Below are 19,337 nucleotides of genomic sequence, written 5' to 3' on the forward strand. Positions count from 1 at the left end.
TTAATTAAGGAGCGATTGATTCAGGTTAAATGGCCGGTTAAGCTGACTTTTGAAGGGTATCTTAGCGATGATGCCGGTATAGATAATCGTTATGAACTTGTGGATGGGGAATTAGTAATGGTTCTCCTGCCAACGCCTGATCAATCTGATGTTATAGATTTGTTAACTGATGTTTTTAGGACAGAAATTGGCAGGGAAGGATATCCTTGAATAGTTAGGAGTGTATACACGCACAGATCTGAATACGGGAAAAGATCGCTCTCGCACACCCGATGTCTGCGTGATGAATTCCGCACAATGGGCTGAATTGAAAGCGGAAAAAACAAAATCGGCTGTTTTAAAGACGCCGCCTTTACTGGTTTTTGAAAGTGTGAGTCCAGGTTCAAAGAAAACCGATTACACGGCTAAAGAGTTTGAATATGCCAGAGTCAAAATTCCTAAGTATTGGATTGTAGATTTGCGTCAATCTAAGATTTCAGTTTTTCTGTTAGTGGGGGACAGCTATCAGGCAATGGAATACAAAGGAAGTCAGGCTATTATTTCTCAAGTTTTTCCAGAGTTGATGCTGCCGGTTGATCGGGTTTTGAACGCTTAGAAAATCCCTATTTCAGAAGTGCTATTTTATAGGGCTGTTTATAACCAAGAAATGCCCGCACTATCCAGAGAGGTTACCCTTCACTTCATGCCAATTATCTTTCACGCACTCTTGCCGATAGAGATATTTCCTCACCAATACTTGAAACAGTAGCGCCGGCAAATAGTAAAGCTTTCACCAGAAGATCGAGCGATACAGAGGGATCACCGGCTTCCATTTTTGCTACTCTCGATTGACTCGATCCAATTTGTTTAGCAAGAACAGTCTGAGAAAGTTGCTGGCTCAATCTTTGCTGCTTTAGCCGTTTACTCAACGCGAGTTTTAATTCTACCAAAGCTGTCTCTTCTTTTGAAAGTCCAAGAAAATCTGAGGCATCACCAACACTCCAGCCTGCTGCTTCTAAACGCTTACGCTTCTGTGCATCCATAATATTCCTCTTAATTTATCTAAATTGTGCATCCATAATATTCCTCTTAATTTATAGCGTTTCCGGCTCCCGTGAGGTACAATATAGAGGCTCAAAGCCTTGCCCTGTATTGCCCCAACTGTACCTCATCCGGTAGAGAACCGCTATATCTAAATTTCGTCGTAAAGTTTTAGGCGTTTTTTACATCGCTCGATCACTTGACTGGGAGTTTGTTTAGTAGTTTTGTTAAATACTTCTAAGATGACAATTGCATCATTGTCAATTAGGTAAATGATTCGCCATTCTTTCTCGGCATCTTTAATCCGCAACTCATGACACTGAGCAGCAATACTAGACATGGGGCGAGAGAATGGCATGGACAAGTTTTCTCCATCCTGTAATTTTCTCAACAAAAAGCCGGCTTCTAAGCGGGCTTCCTGTGAAAAAGGCGGGGTTTTCACTTCGCCAAAAAGCCAGACAAGGGGTTTGCTTTGCGAATCTGTCATTTTGTTCTTATGTCAGTTTTAGCATATTAAATATAAATATGTAAGGGGTTTGCTTTGCGAATCTATCATTTTCTTCTTATGTCAGTTTTAGCATATTAGATACAAATATGTCAAGTTTGACATAAAAGCGAGATAGGTTTTAAAGCAGAAGTTCTAAAACTAAAGCAAAAACCCCCACCGGCGTGGGGGCAATAAGCTAATTCGCTTTGAAATTGTGCCTTTGTCAAAAGGGGGAATGGAAAGAAGGATAAAGAACTTGAGGTTATTGATTCGTTGAAGCAAAAGCATCGACTGTATAGCCGGGAATTCGCTCAGAATAATCGGTTTTTGTTGCGGTAATAGACTCAGCTAGCTGCTCAAAAGAGTCAGAATTCCAGTTACGCTCGTGGATCGGCTTCGATTGTTCACCTCTGAAATAAGCTTGAGTTCCCAAAACTGCTGCAGCAACCCAACCCACGATCAATAGCGCAATTAGTAGCGTCATTTCCCTTTCTCCTAAAGATTTATTAAATTATGTAAATAAATGTAACGAATATGTTTGCAAGGTGCAAGGCCGTGCATGGGCGGTTAACCCGGCACGGAAGTAGGGTATTCCAGACTTGACAACTAACTAGGCTGCCGGCAAAACCCTATTTTTACGGCTTCTCGGTGGGTAAATTGGCAGATTTTGCTTGTGCTACGAGTTCCTTATCTTGCATTTCTAGCAGTTCAGGCAATGTTACAAACTTATATCCCCGCTTCTTTAACTCAGCAATGATTTGAGGTAAAGCTTTTAGGGTGTTTGAGTGATCGCCTCCGCCATCGTGCATCAAAACAACAGCGCCTGACTGCGCGTTACTGAGTACAGTGTTAATGATTTCCTGTGGACTGGGAGAATAGGACTCAAAAGTATCCGTAGACCACATGGCAACGACCATCTTTTGGGCTTGGGCGTAGGCAGCTAACCCATTGTTTAAAATGCCTCCCGGTGGCCGAAACATTGCGGTTTTAACACCCGTGATTTTGTAGATGAGTGACGCGGTGTCTTCTATTTCCCTTGCCGCAGTGGGGCGATCCACTTCGTGATAATGGTGGTTCCAAGTGTGGTTGCCAATGGCATGACCTTCAGCAACAACTTTTTTGCCAATTTCTGGATGAATTTGCAGATGCCGACCTATCCAAAAGAACGTTGCTTTAATTTTGTTTTGCTTGAGAATATTTAAAATTTGCAATGTATCTGGCCAAGGCCCATCATCAAAGGTAAGAGCAACAACTTTTTCCTTCCCACTGAGTTTTATTTCATAAGTGATAGTCCCCTGAAACCGAGCCGGCACTGAAAAATTGAAGCGTTTTTCGTATTGTTTTTGTATTTGTGCAGCCTTAGTATTAAAGCCCTTAATGCGATGCTCAATTGCCGGCTTTACATTCAGTAGATTCTGCTTTTCTTTCTTCTCAACCCTAGTTAATTGAGGAGCCGGCAGCTTAAGTTCTTCATTAGCGGGTGGGGATGCCGGCATAATTACCCCCAGCATAAAACTGCCAAAAGCTGCCCCTATCATTAAAAATATTTTTTGCTGACCAACTAAGGAAGCCAGGTTTGCCATGTAATTTCTCCCGCAATTATTTTGGCGATAAGCCGGTTAAAATTAATGCCTTTAGTGAATGTTGTTTTTGAAGCAGGGAGAGCGGAAAGACTATAGGTCAGACATCCATATTGTTTATGACCAATAGTTTCCGCTCATTTTTCACTGACATTCAATCCAACTTAAAAAGTCGTTGCTTAGGCAGATGCTTGGACTTGATTGTAATAGCAGCGAACAATGCGCTCAACGACTTCAGTAATGCTTAAACCATCGGTTTGAATTTCAATGGCATCGGCTGCTTTGCGAAGGGGTGAAACCGCACGGTTGGTGTCTTTTCGATCTCGTTCAGAGATGTCGTGTTCCAACTGTTGCAAACTAATGATATTCTCGCCCTGCTGTTCAATATCTTGGTGCCGGCGTCGCGCCCGTTCTTGGACGGAAGCCGTTAAAAAAATCTTGAGTTCAGCATCCGGGAAAACTTGAGTGCCAATGTCGCGCCCTTCTGCGACTAAGCCACCCTTCTTGCCAAAATTCTGCTGTTGTTTGACGAGTAACTGACGCACTGCCGGCTGTGCAGAAATGGCTGAAACGTTCGCGGTTACTTCCAAACTCCGAATAGCTTGAGTCACATCTTGACCATTAATCAAAATTTGGGCTTTGGGCATTGGAGATTGGGAAGCGTCTGTTCCGCTTGCCAAACCGGCAAAACTAATTTCACTGTTGGCAACTAACTCAGCCACAGCGGGTTCATCGTTAAGGGGGACACCGGCTTGCAAAACCAACCAAGTGACAGCACGATACATCGCGCCGGTATCGAGATACAGCAGCCCTAAAGCTTGGGCGACAAGGCTTGCGACAGTGGATTTGCCGGCACCGGCAGGCCCATCAATGGCTACAATTGGCTGCCGGTCGCGCAGCAAAATGTTATCAATTAGGCGGGTAGAACCGAGACGGGCGGCAACTGCTAACAGCCCGACCTCTTCAACTTTCTCTAAAGGCATCAAAGTAGTGGGATCAACAAGTTCAATATATTCCAGCTGGACGCTTGGCACGTTTGCCAGCTCCGCTTTAACAGATGCCATCATAACAGTGCCGGTGCGTTCCCCTGCAATGAAAGCTTTTTCGGCTTTTTGTAAACTGCGATACAACACCGTTGCTTGTTCTTTTTCCGCTGTTGTCAGGTACTTATTTCGAGAACTCATCGCCAGTCCGGATGTCTCCCGCACAATGAGACAGGGCACAATCTCCACGGGCAAGTTTAAATCTGCCACCAGCCGTTTAATAATAGCGACCTGCTGAGCGTCTTTCTGACCAAAATAAGCGCGATTCGGCTGTACCAAGTTCAACAGCTTGGTGACGATTGTTGTAACTCCCTGAAAATGGCCAATTCGAGAGCGACCGCACATGACCGAGGTCATGGATGCTGGGGGAATAACCTGAGTAAGGGAGTGAGACGGTGAATTTTGAGCGAAATCCCCCGATATCCCGATCTCTCGCTCTTGCACTCCGATTTCCTCAACAGTGGGAGCAAAAAGCACATCAACACCGGCTGCTTCGCATAACTGCCGGTCTTGTTCTAGAGTGCGAGGATACTGTTGGAAATCTTCCGTTGGGCCAAATTGCAGCGGATTGACAAAAATACTGACGATAACGATTTCATTTTCTCGTCTGGCCCGCTGGATCAAACTTAAATGGCCTTGATGCAGCGCCCCCATCGTTGGGACAAAACCTACTTCCTGGCCAAGATGTTGTTCAGGCCGGTGTAGACCTAAGTAGCAGCGCAATGCAGCGACCGTAGTAAACAGGCGCACCAAATCCCCCAAGTATTTGCTTAACTCTCTTCACCGTCAGTATATTCTCAGAGAGCGGGGACTCATGAGACTTCTTGCAAAAGTCTTTTTTTAACCACAGATGAAAGTGCAGCCTGCCGCGCCGGCATACACAGATAATTTAACCGCTGTTGTTCGATACAGATTGGCAGTTCGAGACTTTTGCTAGAGGTTGATTAAATAATCTCGATTGATTGGCTAGCGGGAGAGTGCTGAGATTGGGAGAGCATCAAGAATTAAGAAAATTTTCAACTTTTCCTTCTCAATTCCCTAGCCCGTACCTTGAGGCTGGCGCAGCCTTATCCAATCTCACCTCACTCTTTTCCCTGTTTTCTGGTTCCTATTGGGCTGCGGCGGTGTTTTGAGATCCCAGCACCTCTAAACTGACTGGGGCGACTCCTGAGTGTGTTATTCCCAGGACTTCAGCTGCACCGGCAGACAAGTCGATAATCCGGTCTTCGATGAATGGCCCGCGATCATTAATCCGGACAACCACAGATACGCCGTTATCGAGATTGGTCACTTTCACGCGGGTGCCAAAGGGTAAATCGCGATGGGCGGCGGTTAAATCGTTTTGGTCGAATATTTCACCACTGGCGCTCGTGTTGCCATCAAAACCAGGGCCGTACCAAGATGCCCAACCAGTCAGCCGGTATAAAATTGGCGCAGTAGAAATTTCTGGAGATTTGGGCTTAACAATGGCAACGCGGCGGGGCATTCCGGGAATCTCCGCCAGTGGCGTGGCGTTGCCTATTTGTCGCCGCAGGCGGTTTGTGGCTTGCAATGCGTCTTCTGCCCGGTTGCCGGTGGTGTTGGCGAGCATAGTAACTGCGTCGATAGCAACTAAATCTTTGCCGTTGGCTTTGATGAGGTAATTATCGCCTTCATCCGGGGCGACGGTGATGGTGCCGGCATCTACACTCTCTCGACTCAGCTGGTTGAGCTGGGCTGCTACGGCATTTGCCCGGAAAATTGGATCGTTTTGCTGACTCTGACCGGCTGCTGTTGTTAGGTTGCGGTTATTTTCTTGTTGCTTGCCGGTTGCAACAATCGCAGATCCAGGCTGAGTGCTATTTTCAGCGGAATTGGCTGGTAGCACTGCTGTGGTTTTGCTTCCACTCTTGCCGGCTGGGGAGGCGGCGCTATTTGAGCCGGCACTCGGAGTGAGGAATGTCAAAATCGGAATGTTGCGGACATAAAGGGTTGCGGCTTGTCGCCCTGCCACTTCATGAGGGTAAATTTTGGCAATGGCGGCAGTGCCGGCTTTTGTGTTTGCTTGAGATTGATGTTGAGCGACTTGAATGACTTGAAGCGGGGTGCCGGTGTTTTGTTGGTTGCGTTTCTGAGCCGGCGAGTAATTTGCTTGGGTGCCTTTGTTAGCTGTCTGAGTTTGCGCCGCACGAGTGTACGCCATTGGCCAGATGGCAGTCATGAGCAAGGCAGTCGTCAGGCTAGTCCAAAGTCTTTGATTCATACGTCCACTTGTGAGGAGCAATTGCAAGTTGAGGTTTGAGCTGTCAATGTGCCGCCATTCTGTGGGGAATTGACTGGATAACTCATACTCATTCTGTGTTCGTGCTGAAAGTTTGAAACTGCAACAGACTACCATGAAGGTTTTGAATTGCGGATCGTGAACTTACCTAGAAGTTCCGTAACTTTATGTAAAATTTAAATTTCAAGGTTACGAAGAAAGAGTCAAAAACCTTTTAGTGTAAAGGTCTCGCGCCTTTTTAGGGTTTTCTCAAACTTTATCAAAACTTTACATAAACTTTAGGCGAGCTATGTGTTGCCTTTTGCCGGCACTCTTCTAGAATCTGGCAGGATCAACTCGCTCGATTGGCAAGTACAATACTTCCTGCAATCAGCGCTGTTGTGGGATTTCAGGCATGGATTATCGGGAAGCGGGTGTAGATGTTGAGGCCGGTCGCGCTTTTGTGGGCCGAATTCGCAGTTTGGTGAATAGCACGCACCGTCCGGAGGTTTTAGGCGGGTTGGGCGGTTTTAGCGGTTGTTTTCAGATGCCGGCTGGTTATCAGGAGCCGGTTTTAGTTTCCGGGACAGATGGAGTAGGGACAAAGCTGAAACTAGCTCACACGCTCAATCGGCACGATACGGTTGGCATCGATTTAGTTGCAATGTGTGTCAATGATGTACTGACATCTGGCGCAGAACCGTTGTTCTTTTTGGATTATTTGGCAACGGGGAAGCTGAATCAAGAGCAGTTAACTCAGGTGGTGGCTGGAATTGCAGAAGGGTGCCGGCAGGCAGGCTGTGCGCTGCTGGGGGGAGAGACGGCGGAGATGCCGGGATTTTATCAGCCTGGTGAGTACGATTTAGCCGGCTTTTGTGTGGGAATTGCCGAGAAAAGCCGGCTGCTAGATGGATCTCAGGTGCGGGTGGGTGATGTGGCGATTGGGTTGCCGAGTTCAGGGGTTCACAGCAATGGGTTTAGTTTGGTGCGGAAGATTGTCAGCGATGGCGGCTTTAGCTGGGATGAATGCCCAGAGGGGTTGAATGGCAATCTAGGTGATGTGCTATTGACACCGACACGGATATATGTGAGGGAAGTTTTGGATGCCCTGCGAGCCGATGTAGAAATTCACGGCATGGCTCACATTACAGGAGGCGGGTTGCCAGAGAATTTGCCGCGCTGTTTGGGTTCGGGGCAATCGATTCGGATCGATGTGAGTCGTTGGGAAGTGCCGGCAGTTTTTCAGTGGTTAGCAGATGCCGGTGATGTGAGTTTGCCGGATATGTATAACACTTTTAATATGGGAATTGGGTTTGTGTTATTAGTGCCGGCAGCTCAAGTTGAGGAGACAATTCGCCGGTTTGCTTCGGCTTATGTTATTGGGGAAGTGGTTGAGGGTGATGGGGATTTGATTGGCGTGCCGGCATAAGTAGCGGTGAGGGTGTGGGGGTGCCGGCAGCATAAGATTTGATCAATCGAAAAAACTCAAATTTTCATGGCAAAAGCAGCAGATATCGGCAGTAAGCGATTAATTAGTCTGGCACCGGCACGCTGGATAGAATGGGTAACACAAATACCCGATGTGGAAGTCCGAGATATTATCAGTTCAGAATTCCAGTGGGTAAGCCGTGAAAGTGATGTGTTGGTAAGCGCCTACACTCCTCAAGATGGTGAATTTCTCGTCCTCAACGAGTTACAATTGCGCTATACATCGGCAATGCCTCAGCGAATGCGAGCTTACGCAGCTTTAGCGGAAGAACGATATAACAAGCCGACCTATCCTGTACTGATTAATATCCTTCAACCAGGGCCGGCTGTCGAGATCCCCAACCGCTATGAAACGAATTTTAGAGGCTTGCAAGCCCGTCAAGACTATCATGTAATTAATCTGTGGGAAGTCGATGCTGAAATCGCTTTTCAACAATCACTTCCTTCTCTGATTCCATTTGTGCCGGTGTTGAAGGGAGGAAATGAGGAATCAACAGTCCGGCAAGCTTTGCAAATTTTGCGCTCTGACGAACAATTAAACGAGTTAGAACCACTCTTAGCTTTTTTTGCTAGCTTCGTATTAGACATTCCGCTAGTTCAGCAAATTATGAGGTGGGATATGGCAATATTACATGAATCACCCTGGTATCAACAGATTTTGCAGCAGGGGATGCAGCAGGGGATGCAGCAGGGGATGCAGCAGGGGATGCAGCAGGGAATGCAGCAGGGGCTGTTATCGGGTATTGCATTGGGTTTAGAGCTAAAATTTGGCTCGCCTGGATTACAACTATTGCCAGAAATTCGTGCGATTGAAGATGTAGGGCGATTAGAAGCAATTCAGCAAGCAATTAAAACTGTGAATACGCTGGAAGAATTGCGGCAAATTTACAGCTAAACCGGCTTGATTCAAAAAGTGAGCGGGGGAGAGGAGTTAATTAACCATCAAGCTTATAGACTTACCCATGTTTTTCACTCCCTCTACCGCCTCTTAACTGCTTTCAGGCACTTGCAAAATACTCTTTTTTACGATTAATTTATTTAGTCACTGGCCTCTCTATTACTAATCCGATTACACCTTCCAGTTGAGCATTCACTAAGTTCGCGCCTTTGAGATTGGCACCACTTAAATGAGCGTTCAACAGATTAGCATTAGATAAATCAGAAGCACTTAAATCGGCTCCTTTAAAATCAGCTTCTTTTAAATCTGAGCCACTCAAATCAGCCCCTTTTAAGTAGGCTCCTTTCAGGTTAGCACCTCGCAAGTCAGCACCTCTCAAGTCAGCACCTCGCAGGTTAGCACCCCTCAAATCAGCACCACTGAGATCCGCAGAAAATAAATTGGCATTGCTGAGATCGGCACGGCTCAGATCAGAGCGCCTCATGTTTGCTCCCCCAAGGCTCGTCCCTTGGAGGTTGGCACCGGCTAGGCTGCAACCCTGGCATTGTTTATTTTTCAGCAACCGCTTCATGTGTGCCGGCTGTGCCCAACAGCCTGAGCAAAGCGCAAGCAGCAGTGCGCTGGTTACTAGGAATCTTGTTTTCACAGTCCTTTTCCCCTCACTTGTGCCAATCACAGCAGTTCCTTCCGCAAAAGTCTCGGTTTCACAAGATACATTATCTGTCAATAAGGGTGAAACCCCTCATTTAATTTTGAATGCCGGTGAAGGATTGCAACCCTGCCGCTGACGCCCTAACCCCAGCCTCCAAGGGAGTTACCGGCTCAAAGGAAAAAAATTGCGTTTTCATTGATTCCCGTGTAATATGTGAAAAAACAAACAACGGTATCCCGACCGAATAACCGTAGATTATGATCAGGCCCTCCTTGAAACATCTCTGGCAACGCGATTCTTTAACACGCTGGGTGTCCCTCTTCTTGACGGGGGTAACATTAAGTTTGACGATCGCTGCCTGCACCGGCGGCGGGACTGCCGGCAATTCCAATGCCAGTTCTGCTAACGGTTCCAGCTCAGCTGCTAAAGAAGTTGAGCTAACCCTCGTTTCGTTTGCTGTTACCCGCGCTGCTCACGAGCAAATCATTCCCAAATTCATTGAAAAGTGGAAGCAAGAACATAATCAAACCGTCACCTTCAATCAAAGTTATGCGGGATCGGGTTCCCAAACCCGCGCTGTGATTGACGGTTTGGAAGCAGATGTCGTACACTTGGCACTTGCCTTAGACACAGAGAAAATAGAGAAAGCCGGTTTGATTGAACCGGGTTGGGAAAATGAAGCCCCCAACAATGCAATTGTTAGCAAATCTGTCGCTGCTTTGGTGACTCGTGAAGGCAACCCCAAAGGCATCAAAGATTGGGCAGACTTAACAAAAGAAGGCGTTAGCGTTATTACTGCGAACCCTAAAACCTCTGGTGGAGCGAGATGGAATTTCTTGGCTTTGTGGGGTGCAATAACCCGGACAGGGGGTGACGACGGCAAAGCCCAAGAATTTACCACCAATGTTTTTAAAAATGTGCCGGTGCTCCCTAAAGATGCCCGTGAGGCTAGCGATGTATTTTTCAAACAAGGGCAGGGAGATGTCTTAATCAACTACGAAAATGAAGTGATTCTCGCGGGTTTGAATGGCGAAAAACTGCCTTACGTGATCCCAGAAGTAAACATTTCCATCGATAATCCGATTGCCGTTGTAGACAAAAACGTTGATAAGCACGGAACTAGAGAAGTTGCTGAAGCATTTGTGCAGTTTCTTTATACACCAGAAGCTCAACGAGAATTTGCTAAGTTAGGATTCCGACCTGTTGATCCCACAGTAGGAGAAGAAACCGCTAATAAGTTTACAAAGCTCAAAACCCTCTTTACAGCGCAAGATTTAGGGGGCTGGGATAGTATCCAGAAACAATTTTTCGATGATGGGGCAATTTTCGACAAAGTTCAGGCTGACACTAAGAAATAGTCAATCAACAATCCATTAAAGATTGAATCGTTTCTGGATTCAGGTTTAATCTTGAACACTGTATTTTGTTTGGGCAATAAGCTAAGGCGCATCTAATTATTATGATAGGAGAGCAGATAAAAGTCCCTCATTTCTTCCTCCTATCCATCAACTGGGCGCAATATCCTGTGCGCCCTTACAGCCCTTTCTTACTCTCAATCTCAACAAAAAAATTAAATGCCTAACAGCTTATGACTGTCTCTACTCCCTCCTCTCCCACTCCTATTAAGAAAAATCCTCTGAGTCAGGTAGCTAATCTTTCTTGGCCCTGGCGCATTACCTTAGGGTATCTGACGATAATGCTTCTCCTACCAGTGTCCGCACTAATCTTAAAAGCGAGCACTGAAAATCCCGCTGATTTTTGGAGAATTGCCACCAGTCCTGTTGCCCTTGCAACTTATGATGTTACCTTTGTTACCTCGCTAATTGCAGCATTAATCAATGGTGTTTTTGGCACTTTAATTGCTTGGGTTTTAGTGCGGTATGATTTCCCCTTCAAGCGGGTAATTGATGCGGCTATTGATTTGCCGTTTGCTTTACCTACTTCGGTTGCCGGTTTGACGCTAGCATCTGTTTACAGCAATAACGGTTGGATTGGATCGTTGCTTGCACCCTTTGGAATTAAAGTTGCTTTTACTCGGTTAGGGGTAGGAGTTGCAATGATTTTTATCTCCTTGCCTTTTGTGGTGCGAACATTGCAGCCGGTTTTGCAAGATATGGAAAAGGAGATAGAAGAAGCAGCTTGGTCCTTGGGTGCCTCGCGATGGGAGACGTTTTGGCGGGTTGTTCTTCCGCCTTTATTGCCGGCCATTTTGACGGGGATCTCTTTGGGTTTTTCCCGTGCAGTCGGCGAATACGGTTCTGTTGTAATTGTTGCTTCCAATGTTCCGTTTAAAGATTTAATTGCTTCAGTTCTAATTATTCAAAGATTGGAGCAGTATGACTATTCTGGAGCAACAGTGATTGGCACCGTTCTGTTACTAATTTCTCTAGGAATTCTGCTAGCAATTAATCTATTACAAGCTTGGGGACGACGCTATGAGCTATAATGTCGCGGGAAAGTCTTTTTATCCAGATCTAGAACCTTCTGAGCCATCTTCACCAGCAAAACCGGCAAGGGAAGTGAATTGGGTCAAGATAGTTTTGATAAGTGTGACACTTCTCTACTTATCATTAGTTATGTTTATTCCTGCTTTGAACGTTTTTGTAGAAGCGTTTAAAGCAGGTGTGGGTCCATTTTTAAAGAATCTGACAGAGCCGGCTTTTATTCATGCCATCAAGCTAACTGTTTTGATTGCTTTAATTGTTGTGCCGGTTAATACAGTATTTGGACTTTGTGCGGCGTGGGTCATTGCGCGGAACCATTTTCGGGGTCGAACCTTACTGATTAGCATTTTAGACGTTCCTTTTGCCGTATCTCCGGTAGTTGCGGGACTAATGATCGTGCTACTTTACGGACGGAATGGTTGGTTTGGCCCACTTCTAGAATCAGCCAACATTAAAATTATTTTTGCAATGCCGGCAATGGTACTGGCGAGCGCATTTATCACTTTACCTTTTGTCGCTCGCGAAGTGATTCCGGTTTTAGAAGAAGCCGGTTCAGAGCAAGAAGAAGCTGCCAAAACTTTGGGTGCAAATGATTGGCAAATATTTTGGCGCGTGACACTGCCAAATATCCGTTGGGGTTTACTATACGGGGTGATTTTAACAAATGCCAGAGTTATGGGCGAGTTTGGCGCAGTATCAGTGGTATCTGGAAATATTGCCCGTAAAACTCAAACCCTGCCTTTATTTGTTGAAGAAGCTTATAAGCAATACCAGACACAAGCTGCTTATTCAGCGGCGGTTTTGTTGGCGCTTCTAGCTGTTGTCACCCTTATTTTGAAGGAAGTTCTTGAGCAAAAAACCCGCATTAAAAACGTGGACTAGGAGGGTTACATGGTTATTAAAAATCTCACAGATTCCCAAAGCGAGCGTTTCAATGATTTACAGGAAAACCCAGAATTAGCTTCGGCTAGCGATCCTGTAGATAATCCAATCGTTCTCACCCGAATTAGAATTCGGATTTCCAAAAAATATCATCAAGAACCTGTCATTTCACGGTTAGTTTCTGATTATGGCTTAACGGTCAATATTGCCGCTGCTCTTTTGGGAGCAAATGCCAGAGATGATGGCTGGTTTCACTTACAACTTCAAGGAACAAGCCAGCAGATTAATAGTGCTTTAATCTACTTGAATGACTTAGATTTGGAAGTTTGGCATGAGTCTGAAAAGGCAAATGATTGGTAAAGACTTAAATCGTAGTTCGAGTGTTTCTGCAAACAGCAGTCCCATCATGACGCGAATTAAAATCCAAATTCCCAAAAGATGCAGGAAAGAGCCGGTGATTTCCAGGCTAACTTCAGAACACGGCTTAACGGTGAACATTACTGGAGCGATGCTGGGAGCGCATAGCTATGAAGAAGGGTGGTTTGATTTAGAATTACACGGACTTCCTCTACAAGTTCAAAGCGCTCTAGCATACCTTCAGGATCTTAATGTGAAAATTTGGGGAAAGCCCAATCCCGATGGCGATGGTTGGTGAATAAAGAGGTAAAATTAGATGATTACTGAGATTCAACAGAATTCGCAATTTACTTTGATGCAGCCGGCACAATCAACAGCCGAGTTGGTTAATGGGGTTGGAGATAATCGACCCACTCAAATTCGTATTCGCATCCGAGTTTCTCAAAAATATTATCACGAGCCGGTGATTTCTCACTTGATTTCTGAGTACAGCTTGAATGTAAATGTCAATGCAGCACTACTCGCGGCAAATACTCCAACTGATGGTTGGTTTGATTTAGAACTGCGGGGAACGAACAAGCAAATTCAACGCGCTCTCATCTACCTCAATCAACTTAATGTACAAATCTGGAGTCAATCGACTGATCCAGAAGAAGAGAATTGGTGATGTGCTGATGTATGAACGGAATGCTTACAATTTTTCGCTTGATTTGGCTGCCGGCACTTCTGCACCTGTTGTTTTGACTGCGCCTTCTATCAATGGCTAAGTTTTAGCTATTGATTAAAAAAAGCGCTCCTCAAAATGGGGGCGCTTTTTTGTTGGCTTGTTTCCACTGTATGTTTGCTTTTTTTAGAGAAACCACAGATGGATATAGATGGTATAGAAGTATTTGAAATTTGGGCAAAAGCTTTATTTTTGGACGGTTCTTTCTGCTGTCCAATGCCGGTTTGAGGATGAATAAACTTTGACATCTTTGAAACCGGCATCTTTTACTATCTGATTCACCTCTTCTAAGGTAAAGGCAGCATTTAGGGAATCCCGAAATAATTTTTTCTGATGCGCGTTACAATCAGTGGCGTACCTATTAACTAAGGTATCCATAATTTTTTCATCAGCCGGTCGAAATAAGTCTCGCAGAAAAATAGCACCGGCAGGCTTTAGCACCCGTTTGATTTCTCTAAAAAACGGCAGCGGATCGGGTAAGTGGTGAACGATGCTATTTGAAATCACCATATCGAAGTGATGATCTAGATAAGGCAATTTTTTGGCATCAACTAATTCCAATTGAATGTGCGATTGTAAACCGGCTTTCTCTACATTCTCTGACCCAACTTGCAGCATATTTTTTGAGAGATCAATGCCGATAATTTGCCAATGCGGGCGCATTTGACTGATTAAAATGGGAATGCGGGCTGTTCCGGTGCCGGCATCTAAAATAAGCCCTGCCGGTGGCCCTATTTCAACTGCATTTTGGGCAAAGGCTGTATTCACTCCTGTAAAGTCCATTGCGTCATACTCAATGGCTTCTTCCCAGGTATCCATCACTTCCGCTTCCAACACTCGCTGCATAAGTCTCTCCCTGAGGAATTTTAGATGTCAAACGGATTGTTCGCAGGCTCTGACTGCCGGCATTTCAGCTTTGTGCGCTCCTTTTGATAGCAATCAATCATAATTGGAGACAAGCCGTTATAATACAGTTAAGCGTAGTCGTTATGAGTTCGTAAAAAGCCCTATGACAAACCCAACTGTAGAAAATTTGGTGATTATTGGCTCTGGGCCAGCCGGCTACACAGCAGCTATTTATGCCGGTCGTGCCAACCTGAAGCCGGTCGTCTTTGAAGGCTATCAAATGGGTGGCATCCCTGGAGGCCAACTGATGACGACGACGGAAGTTGAGAACTTTCCCGGCTTTCCAGAAGGCATCACCGGCCCTGCATTAATGGATCGGATGAAAGCGCAGGCGCAGCGCTGGGGTGCTGAGCTATACACCGAAGATGTCATCTCTGTTGACTTGAGCCAGCGTCCATTTACGGTGCGTTCTGAGGAACGGGAAGTCAAAGCTCATACCATTGTAATCGCCACCGGCGCGACGGCGAAACGCTTAGGATTGCCCAATGAGCGTGCGTTTTGGAGTAACGGCATCTCAGCTTGTGCGATTTGTGATGGTGCTACGCCAATTTTTAAAGGCGTTGATTTGGCAGTCATTGGTGCCGGCGACACAGCAGCGGAAGAATCCATTTATCTCACAAAGTATGGAACTCACGTTCATTTGCTAGTGCGCTCAGATAAAATGCGGGCGTCTAAAGCCATGCAAGACCGCGTTTTAAGCAATCCTAAAATTACCGTTCACTGGAACACAGTAGCCGTTGATGTTCTGGGTAAGGATGGCGGCCACATGAACGGAGTGAGGCTTAAAAATACCGAAACTGGCGAAGAAAGCGATCTGCCGGTGAAGGGTTTATTTTACGCCATCGGTCACACACCGAATACGCAAATTTTCAAGGGTCAGTTAGAACTCGATGAGATCGGTTATGTTGTCACCAAGCACGGTTCGGTGGAAACCAGTGTTGAAGGGGTTTATGCGGTTGGTGACGTGCAGGATCATGAATTTAGGCAGGCGATCACTGCTGCCGGCAGCGGCTGTATGGGGGCAATGTTAGCAGAACGCTGGCTCTCACTACACGGTTTGGCGCAGGAGTTTAAACAAGCAGAAGAATCTGGAAAGCCGGCTGAACCAACGAATGAGAAACAGGCTGATACAGCAGACACATTCGATCCAGAAGTGACGCATCATGCCGGTGGTTTTGCTTTGCGGAAGCTTTTCCATGACAGTAATCGCTTGATTATGGTTAAGTATGCCTCGCCCACCTGCGGCCCGTGTCACACACTCAAGCCTATTTTACATAAGGTTGTGGATGAGTTCGATGGCAAGATGCACTATGTTGAAATTGACATCGAGGCAGATCCAGATATTGCTCAAAATGCCGGTGTCACCGGCACGCCAACGATTCAGTTTTTCAAGAACAAAGAATTGCTGGCAGAAATGAAAGGCGTTAAGCAAAGAAGCCAATATCGGCAAATGATTGAAAGCCATTTGTAAGGATGGCCGGTTGTTAGGGCACACTCATGAGTGTGCCTTTCTTGCTTTTTAATTAGATAAAAAATACATAGTATCTCAAAAGCAAATAGATAAAGTTAAACTGTTTTTATATATAACCTAGCGTTTAGGAAAAGCTTGATTGCTCATCCAAAGTTTTATGAAAATGTCTAAGTGGCTATCTTTCCTTGCTTTAACATTAAGTTCCTTGCTGCTGGTGGTTAGCTGCCAAAGCCAGACATTAGATATAAAAAATCTCAACCGTGGCACCGGCACGCAAATTATCGTCATAGGTGACAGTATTGCTTCGGGCTATGGCGTGCCACCGGAAGCCGCATTCCCCAGCGTTTTGAGCCGGCAACTCGGTGTACCCATTGTCAATCAAGGTGTTAGCGGCAATACAACGGCAATGGGATTAAATCGGTTACAAACGGATGTGATCGCCGGCAGCCCTTGGTTAGTCATTGTAGAGCTTGGCGGCAACGATTTTTTGCAAAAATTGCCGAAACCAGAAACCGAAAAAAATCTGCGCGAGATTGTTACCTCTGTGCAAGAGTCCGGTGCAATTGCCGTCTTATTGGGCATCGAACTGGGTATTTATGTGGATGAATACAAGGAATTGTATGAGAGAGTAGCGCAAGATACAAAAGCTCATCTCATTCCTCAAGTTACTAAGGGAATTTTGGACAATCCGCGCTACCGGCAAGATGATATTATCCATCCAAATCAGGCAGGACATCAGCTTTTAGCCACCCGCATCGCCCAACAGTTAAAGCCTTTATTAGAAAAAGCAACTTGGCCTCCAGCATTGTTAAAATTTCAAGACAATATTAAGAAGCCCTAAGCGTCAGCCACCCCTATCCCCAGCCGCGTGATAAAGTAGAATATTGTTCCTTAATCCCCACTTCAGTTTCAATTTTTCTGAAAGCACTCTTTGTTCCTGAAGAGAAAAAACGAGTGGCTTTTGCGGTGGCTGTAGAGAATTCGGTTAACGGCAATTTGTCCTGTTATAGTTTCATTTTCTTATGAACGATTCGATTCGTTTCCTCATGTGCGCCCCCGACCATTACGACGTGGATTATGTGATTAATCCTTGGATGGAAGGGAATATCCACAAATCCTCACGAGATCGTGCTGTAGAGCAGTGGCATAAGCTTTATCACGTCCTGAAAGAAAATGCACTCGTAGACTTGGTGAAACCCGAAAAAGGTTGGCCAGATATGGTGTTTACAGCCAACGCCGGCCTGGTTTTGGGCAAGACAGTGGTACTCAGCCGCTTTCTCCACAAAGAGCGACAAGGCGAGGAACCTTACTTTAAGGAGTGGTTCGAGTCACAGGGTTACACCGTCCATGAACTGCCCAAAGATTTGCCCTTTGAAGGTGCCGGCGACGCACTGCTAGATCGGGAAGGACGCTGGCTGTGGGCAGGATACGGCTTCCGTTCCGAACTTGACGCTCACCCGTATTTAGCAAAATGGCTGGATATTGAGGTGATTTCGTTGCAGCTTGTGGATGAGCGATTCTATCACCTGGATACCTGCTTCTGTCCCCTCAACGGCGGCTATTTGCTCTACTACCCACCGGCATTTGATTTTTACTCAAACCGCATCATTGAAATGCGCGTGCCGGCAGAAAAACGCATTGCAATTGCGGAAGCAGACGCCGTGAACTTCGCCTGCAATGCAGTCAATATTGACTCAATTGTGGTGATGAATAAGGCGAGTGAAGAACTCAAGAAACGCCTTAGCGCAGTTGGGTTTGAGGTGATTGAAACCGCGCTGACGGAGTTTCTTAAAGCTGGGGGTGCCGCTAAGTGCCTGACGCTGCGAGTGACTGAGCCGGTGCGCGAAGAAGCCAAAGCCTACGTGCCGGTGGAAAGTCGGATCATGCGGATGGAAGGACACCTGCTAGACTCCGGCTTGATCAACCGCGCCTTGGACACCATAGTAGAAGGCGGCGGCAGTTTCCAAGTCTTGAATTTTAATTTAGGAGAGCAGCGACAAAGCACGTCCTCCGCCGATGTGAAGGTATCAGCACCTTCCCATGAGGTGATGGAAGAAATCATGACGCTGCTGATCGATCTCGGTGCGGTGGCACCTCCCCAAGAGGTTTGCGATACGAATTTAGAACCCGTGATCCAAGACGGTGTTGCACCTGATGATTTTTATGTTACGACGATCTACCCCACCGAAGTGCGGGTGGACTGCCAGTGGATCAAGGTGCAAAATCAGCGCATGGATGGCGCGGTTGCGGTGACACGCACCCCTGAAGGGCCGGTCGCCAAGTGTAAACTGCTGCGGGATTTAAAAGTCGGCGAGTCCGTTATCGTCGGTGTGGACGGCATTCGCACGGTGCGGAAGACAGAATCACGGGAGCAACGCAATAGCCAGGAATTCAGCTTTATGTCTGGCAGCGTTTCCAGCGAGCGCCGTGTCGAGTTGGTGGTGGAGCAAGTCGCCTGGGAACTGCGGCAAATCCGTGATCGTGGCGGTAAAGTTGTGGTGACAGCAGGGCCGGTTGTTATCCACACCGGCGGCGGCGAACATCTGACTCATTTAATCCGCGAAGGCTATGTGCAAGGGTTATTGGGTGGCAATGCGATCGCGGTGCATGACATTGAGCAATCAATGATGGGGACATCTTTGGGTGTGGATATGAAGCGCGGGGTTGCAGTTCGTGGCGGACACCGGCACCACTTGAAGATCATTAACATGATTCGCCGGTGTGGCAGTATTGCCGCAGCAGTGGAGCAAGGCATCCTCACGAATGGTGTGATGTATGAATGTGTCAAGAACAATGTGCCGTTCTCACTGGCCGGCTCGATTCGGGATGATGGCCCATTGCCGGATACCCAGATGGATTTGATTAAAGCTCAAGAAGAGTATTCGCGTTTGATTGTTGGTGCGGATATGATTTTGATGCTGTCTTCAATGCTGCACTCAATCGGTGTGGGGAATATGACGCCGGCTGGGGTCAAAATGGTCTGTGTGGATATTAACCCGGCAGTGGTGACGAAGTTAAGTGATCGCGGTTCAGTGGAATCAATCGGCGTTGTTACCGATGTGGGATTGTTCCTCAGCTTGCTGGTGAAGCAGTTGGATCAATTGACGAGTCCTTATCCAATCTCTCAAGCGGTTTAATTAGTAGTA

General features: G+C 46.3%; 21 protein-coding genes and 1 pseudogene. 14 read left to right on the forward strand and 8 right to left on the reverse strand.

What is annotated here, in order from left to right; translation table 11 throughout:
* Nucleotides 1–15 precede the first annotated feature (15 nt).
* Nucleotides 16–210, forward strand: a complete 195-nt coding sequence (locus tag H6F73_RS25965) for a hypothetical protein (protein WP_199330505.1) — start codon at nt 16–18, stop codon at nt 208–210.
* 10 nt (nt 211–220) lie between these two features.
* Nucleotides 221–595: a Uma2 family endonuclease gene (locus H6F73_RS12055; protein ID WP_199330506.1), complete on the forward strand. Its 375-nt coding sequence runs from the start codon at nt 221–223 to the stop codon at nt 593–595.
* Between the two features lie 94 nt (nt 596–689).
* Here the strand turns inward: H6F73_RS12055 and H6F73_RS12060 are convergent, their stop codons facing one another.
* From H6F73_RS12060 to H6F73_RS12085, 6 genes are all read right to left on the reverse strand, one after another.
* Nucleotides 690–1,022, reverse strand: a complete 333-nt coding sequence (locus tag H6F73_RS12060; protein WP_190758987.1) for a helix-turn-helix domain-containing protein — start codon at nt 1,020–1,022, stop codon at nt 690–692.
* A 149-nt stretch (nt 1,023–1,171) separates the two neighbouring features.
* Nucleotides 1,172–1,507 carry a type II toxin-antitoxin system RelE/ParE family toxin gene (locus H6F73_RS12065; protein WP_147686747.1) on the reverse strand — a complete coding sequence of 112 codons (336 nt, stop codon included), beginning with the start codon at nt 1,505–1,507 and terminating at the stop codon, nt 1,172–1,174.
* A gap of 262 nt (nt 1,508–1,769) precedes the next feature.
* The gene (locus H6F73_RS12070; protein ID WP_147686750.1) at nt 1,770–1,991 is read right to left on the reverse strand and encodes a hypothetical protein; all 222 of its coding nucleotides are present in this window, start codon (nt 1,989–1,991) and stop codon (nt 1,770–1,772) included.
* Nucleotides 1,992–2,142: 151 nt separating this feature from the next.
* Complete coding sequence (locus H6F73_RS12075) at nt 2,143–3,090, reverse strand: polysaccharide deacetylase family protein (RefSeq protein WP_190758988.1); 948 nt, start codon at nt 3,088–3,090, stop codon at nt 2,143–2,145.
* A gap of 176 nt (nt 3,091–3,266) precedes the next feature.
* Nucleotides 3,267–4,880, reverse strand: coding sequence for a bifunctional pantoate--beta-alanine ligase/(d)CMP kinase (locus tag H6F73_RS12080; RefSeq protein ID WP_190758989.1), 1,614 nt, complete (start codon nt 4,878–4,880; stop codon nt 3,267–3,269).
* A 358-nt stretch (nt 4,881–5,238) separates the two neighbouring features.
* Entirely contained in the window at nt 5,239–6,372 is a 1,134-nt protein-coding gene (locus H6F73_RS12085) for a septal ring lytic transglycosylase RlpA family protein (protein ID WP_190758990.1), read from the reverse strand.
* Between the two features lie 412 nt (nt 6,373–6,784).
* Here H6F73_RS12085 and purM point away from each other — a divergent pair, with 412 nt between their 5' ends.
* Together purM and H6F73_RS12095 are read left to right on the forward strand one after the other, a co-directional pair.
* Nucleotides 6,785–7,798, forward strand: a complete 1,014-nt coding sequence (gene purM / locus H6F73_RS12090; RefSeq protein ID WP_190758991.1) for a phosphoribosylformylglycinamidine cyclo-ligase — start codon at nt 6,785–6,787, stop codon at nt 7,796–7,798.
* A gap of 66 nt (nt 7,799–7,864) precedes the next feature.
* The gene (locus H6F73_RS12095; protein WP_190758992.1) at nt 7,865–8,752 is read left to right on the forward strand and encodes an Rpn family recombination-promoting nuclease/putative transposase; all 888 of its coding nucleotides are present in this window, start codon (nt 7,865–7,867) and stop codon (nt 8,750–8,752) included.
* A gap of 139 nt (nt 8,753–8,891) precedes the next feature.
* On the opposite strand, the gene H6F73_RS12100 is transcribed toward H6F73_RS12095, so the two are convergent.
* A complete protein-coding gene (locus H6F73_RS12100; protein ID WP_347239523.1) occupies nt 8,892–9,401 on the reverse strand; it encodes a pentapeptide repeat-containing protein in 510 nt (169 codons plus the stop codon).
* 278 nt (nt 9,402–9,679) lie between these two features.
* Between H6F73_RS12100 and H6F73_RS12105 the strand changes: the two genes are divergently transcribed.
* The 7 genes and pseudogenes from H6F73_RS12105 to H6F73_RS12135 all read left to right on the forward strand — a co-directional run.
* Nucleotides 9,680–10,765, forward strand: a complete 1,086-nt coding sequence (locus tag H6F73_RS12105; protein WP_242072425.1) for a sulfate ABC transporter substrate-binding protein — start codon at nt 9,680–9,682, stop codon at nt 10,763–10,765.
* A gap of 278 nt (nt 10,766–11,043) precedes the next feature.
* Nucleotides 11,044–11,853 carry a sulfate ABC transporter permease subunit CysT gene (gene cysT / locus H6F73_RS12110; RefSeq protein WP_347239548.1) on the forward strand — a complete coding sequence of 270 codons (810 nt, stop codon included), beginning with the start codon at nt 11,044–11,046 and terminating at the stop codon, nt 11,851–11,853.
* Nucleotides 11,843–12,733: a sulfate ABC transporter permease subunit CysW gene (gene cysW, locus H6F73_RS12115; protein ID WP_190758995.1), complete on the forward strand. Its 891-nt coding sequence runs from the start codon at nt 11,843–11,845 to the stop codon at nt 12,731–12,733. The genes cysT and cysW overlap by 11 nt, the downstream gene beginning before the upstream one ends.
* Before the next feature lie 9 nt (nt 12,734–12,742).
* Entirely contained in the window at nt 12,743–13,093 is a 351-nt protein-coding gene (locus H6F73_RS12120; RefSeq protein WP_190758996.1) for an NIL domain-containing protein, read from the forward strand.
* Nucleotides 13,094–13,139: 46 nt separating this feature from the next.
* A complete protein-coding gene (locus tag H6F73_RS12125; protein WP_190758997.1) occupies nt 13,140–13,388 on the forward strand; it encodes an NIL domain-containing protein in 249 nt (82 codons plus the stop codon).
* Nucleotides 13,389–13,406: 18 nt separating this feature from the next.
* On the forward strand, nt 13,407–13,757 hold the full coding sequence (locus tag H6F73_RS12130) for an NIL domain-containing protein (protein WP_190758998.1): 351 nt from the start codon (nt 13,407–13,409) through the stop codon (nt 13,755–13,757).
* Nucleotides 13,732–13,857 (forward strand): annotated as a pseudogene (locus H6F73_RS12135) (photosystem II q(b) protein); the annotation flags it as partial. The gene H6F73_RS12130 and the pseudogene H6F73_RS12135, both read left to right, overlap by 26 nt.
* 143 nt (nt 13,858–14,000) lie before the next feature.
* Here H6F73_RS12135 and H6F73_RS12140 read toward each other — a convergent pair.
* Nucleotides 14,001–14,660, reverse strand: coding sequence for a class I SAM-dependent methyltransferase (locus H6F73_RS12140; RefSeq protein WP_190758999.1), 660 nt, complete (start codon nt 14,658–14,660; stop codon nt 14,001–14,003).
* Between the two features lie 163 nt (nt 14,661–14,823).
* Here H6F73_RS12140 and trxB point away from each other — a divergent pair, with 163 nt between their 5' ends.
* The 3 genes from trxB to H6F73_RS12155 all read left to right on the forward strand — a co-directional run bounded on the left by trxB (nt 14,824) and on the right by H6F73_RS12155 (nt 19,328).
* A complete protein-coding gene (trxB, locus tag H6F73_RS12145) occupies nt 14,824–16,191 on the forward strand; it encodes a thioredoxin-disulfide reductase (protein WP_190759000.1) in 1,368 nt (455 codons plus the stop codon).
* Nucleotides 16,192–16,354: 163 nt separating this feature from the next.
* Nucleotides 16,355–17,032 carry a GDSL-type esterase/lipase family protein gene (locus H6F73_RS12150; protein ID WP_242072426.1) on the forward strand — a complete coding sequence of 226 codons (678 nt, stop codon included), beginning with the start codon at nt 16,355–16,357 and terminating at the stop codon, nt 17,030–17,032.
* A gap of 181 nt (nt 17,033–17,213) precedes the next feature.
* On the forward strand, nt 17,214–19,328 hold the full coding sequence (locus tag H6F73_RS12155; protein ID WP_190759001.1) for a TIGR00300 family protein: 2,115 nt from the start codon (nt 17,214–17,216) through the stop codon (nt 19,326–19,328).
* The last annotated feature ends 9 nt before the right edge of the window (nt 19,329–19,337 follow it).

This window comes from Microcoleus sp. FACHB-68, from assembly GCF_014695715.1.
Taxonomy (GTDB): Bacteria; Cyanobacteriota; Cyanobacteriia; order Cyanobacteriales; family Oscillatoriaceae; genus FACHB-68.

What these genes read in the sequence shown, in the direction of transcription:
- H6F73_RS12060 (WP_190758987.1), bottom strand. Translation starts at nt 1,022, where the DNA reads ATGGATGCACAGAAGCGTAAGCGTTTAGAAGCAGCAGGCTGGAGTGTT.
- H6F73_RS12065 (WP_147686747.1), bottom strand. Translation starts at nt 1,507, where the DNA reads ATGACAGATTCGCAAAGCAAACCCCTTGTCTGGCTTTTTGGCGAAGTG.
- H6F73_RS12070 (WP_147686750.1), bottom strand. Translation starts at nt 1,991, where the DNA reads ATGACGCTACTAATTGCGCTATTGATCGTGGGTTGGGTTGCTGCAGCA.
- H6F73_RS12075 (WP_190758988.1), bottom strand. Translation starts at nt 3,090, where the DNA reads ATGGCAAACCTGGCTTCCTTAGTTGGTCAGCAAAAAATATTTTTAATG.
- H6F73_RS12085 (WP_190758990.1), bottom strand. Translation starts at nt 6,372, where the DNA reads ATGAATCAAAGACTTTGGACTAGCCTGACGACTGCCTTGCTCATGACT.
- purM (WP_190758991.1), top strand. Translation starts at nt 6,785, where the DNA reads ATGGATTATCGGGAAGCGGGTGTAGATGTTGAGGCCGGTCGCGCTTTT.
- H6F73_RS12095 (WP_190758992.1), top strand. Translation starts at nt 7,865, where the DNA reads ATGGCAAAAGCAGCAGATATCGGCAGTAAGCGATTAATTAGTCTGGCA.
- cysW (WP_190758995.1), top strand. Translation starts at nt 11,843, where the DNA reads ATGAGCTATAATGTCGCGGGAAAGTCTTTTTATCCAGATCTAGAACCT.
- H6F73_RS12120 (WP_190758996.1), top strand. Translation starts at nt 12,743, where the DNA reads ATGGTTATTAAAAATCTCACAGATTCCCAAAGCGAGCGTTTCAATGAT.
- H6F73_RS12125 (WP_190758997.1), top strand. Translation starts at nt 13,140, where the DNA reads ATGACGCGAATTAAAATCCAAATTCCCAAAAGATGCAGGAAAGAGCCG.
- H6F73_RS12130 (WP_190758998.1), top strand. Translation starts at nt 13,407, where the DNA reads ATGATTACTGAGATTCAACAGAATTCGCAATTTACTTTGATGCAGCCG.
- H6F73_RS12140 (WP_190758999.1), bottom strand. Translation starts at nt 14,660, where the DNA reads ATGCAGCGAGTGTTGGAAGCGGAAGTGATGGATACCTGGGAAGAAGCC.
- trxB (WP_190759000.1), top strand. Translation starts at nt 14,824, where the DNA reads ATGACAAACCCAACTGTAGAAAATTTGGTGATTATTGGCTCTGGGCCA.
- H6F73_RS12150 (WP_242072426.1), top strand. Translation starts at nt 16,355, where the DNA reads ATGTCTAAGTGGCTATCTTTCCTTGCTTTAACATTAAGTTCCTTGCTG.
- H6F73_RS12155 (WP_190759001.1), top strand. Translation starts at nt 17,214, where the DNA reads ATGAACGATTCGATTCGTTTCCTCATGTGCGCCCCCGACCATTACGAC.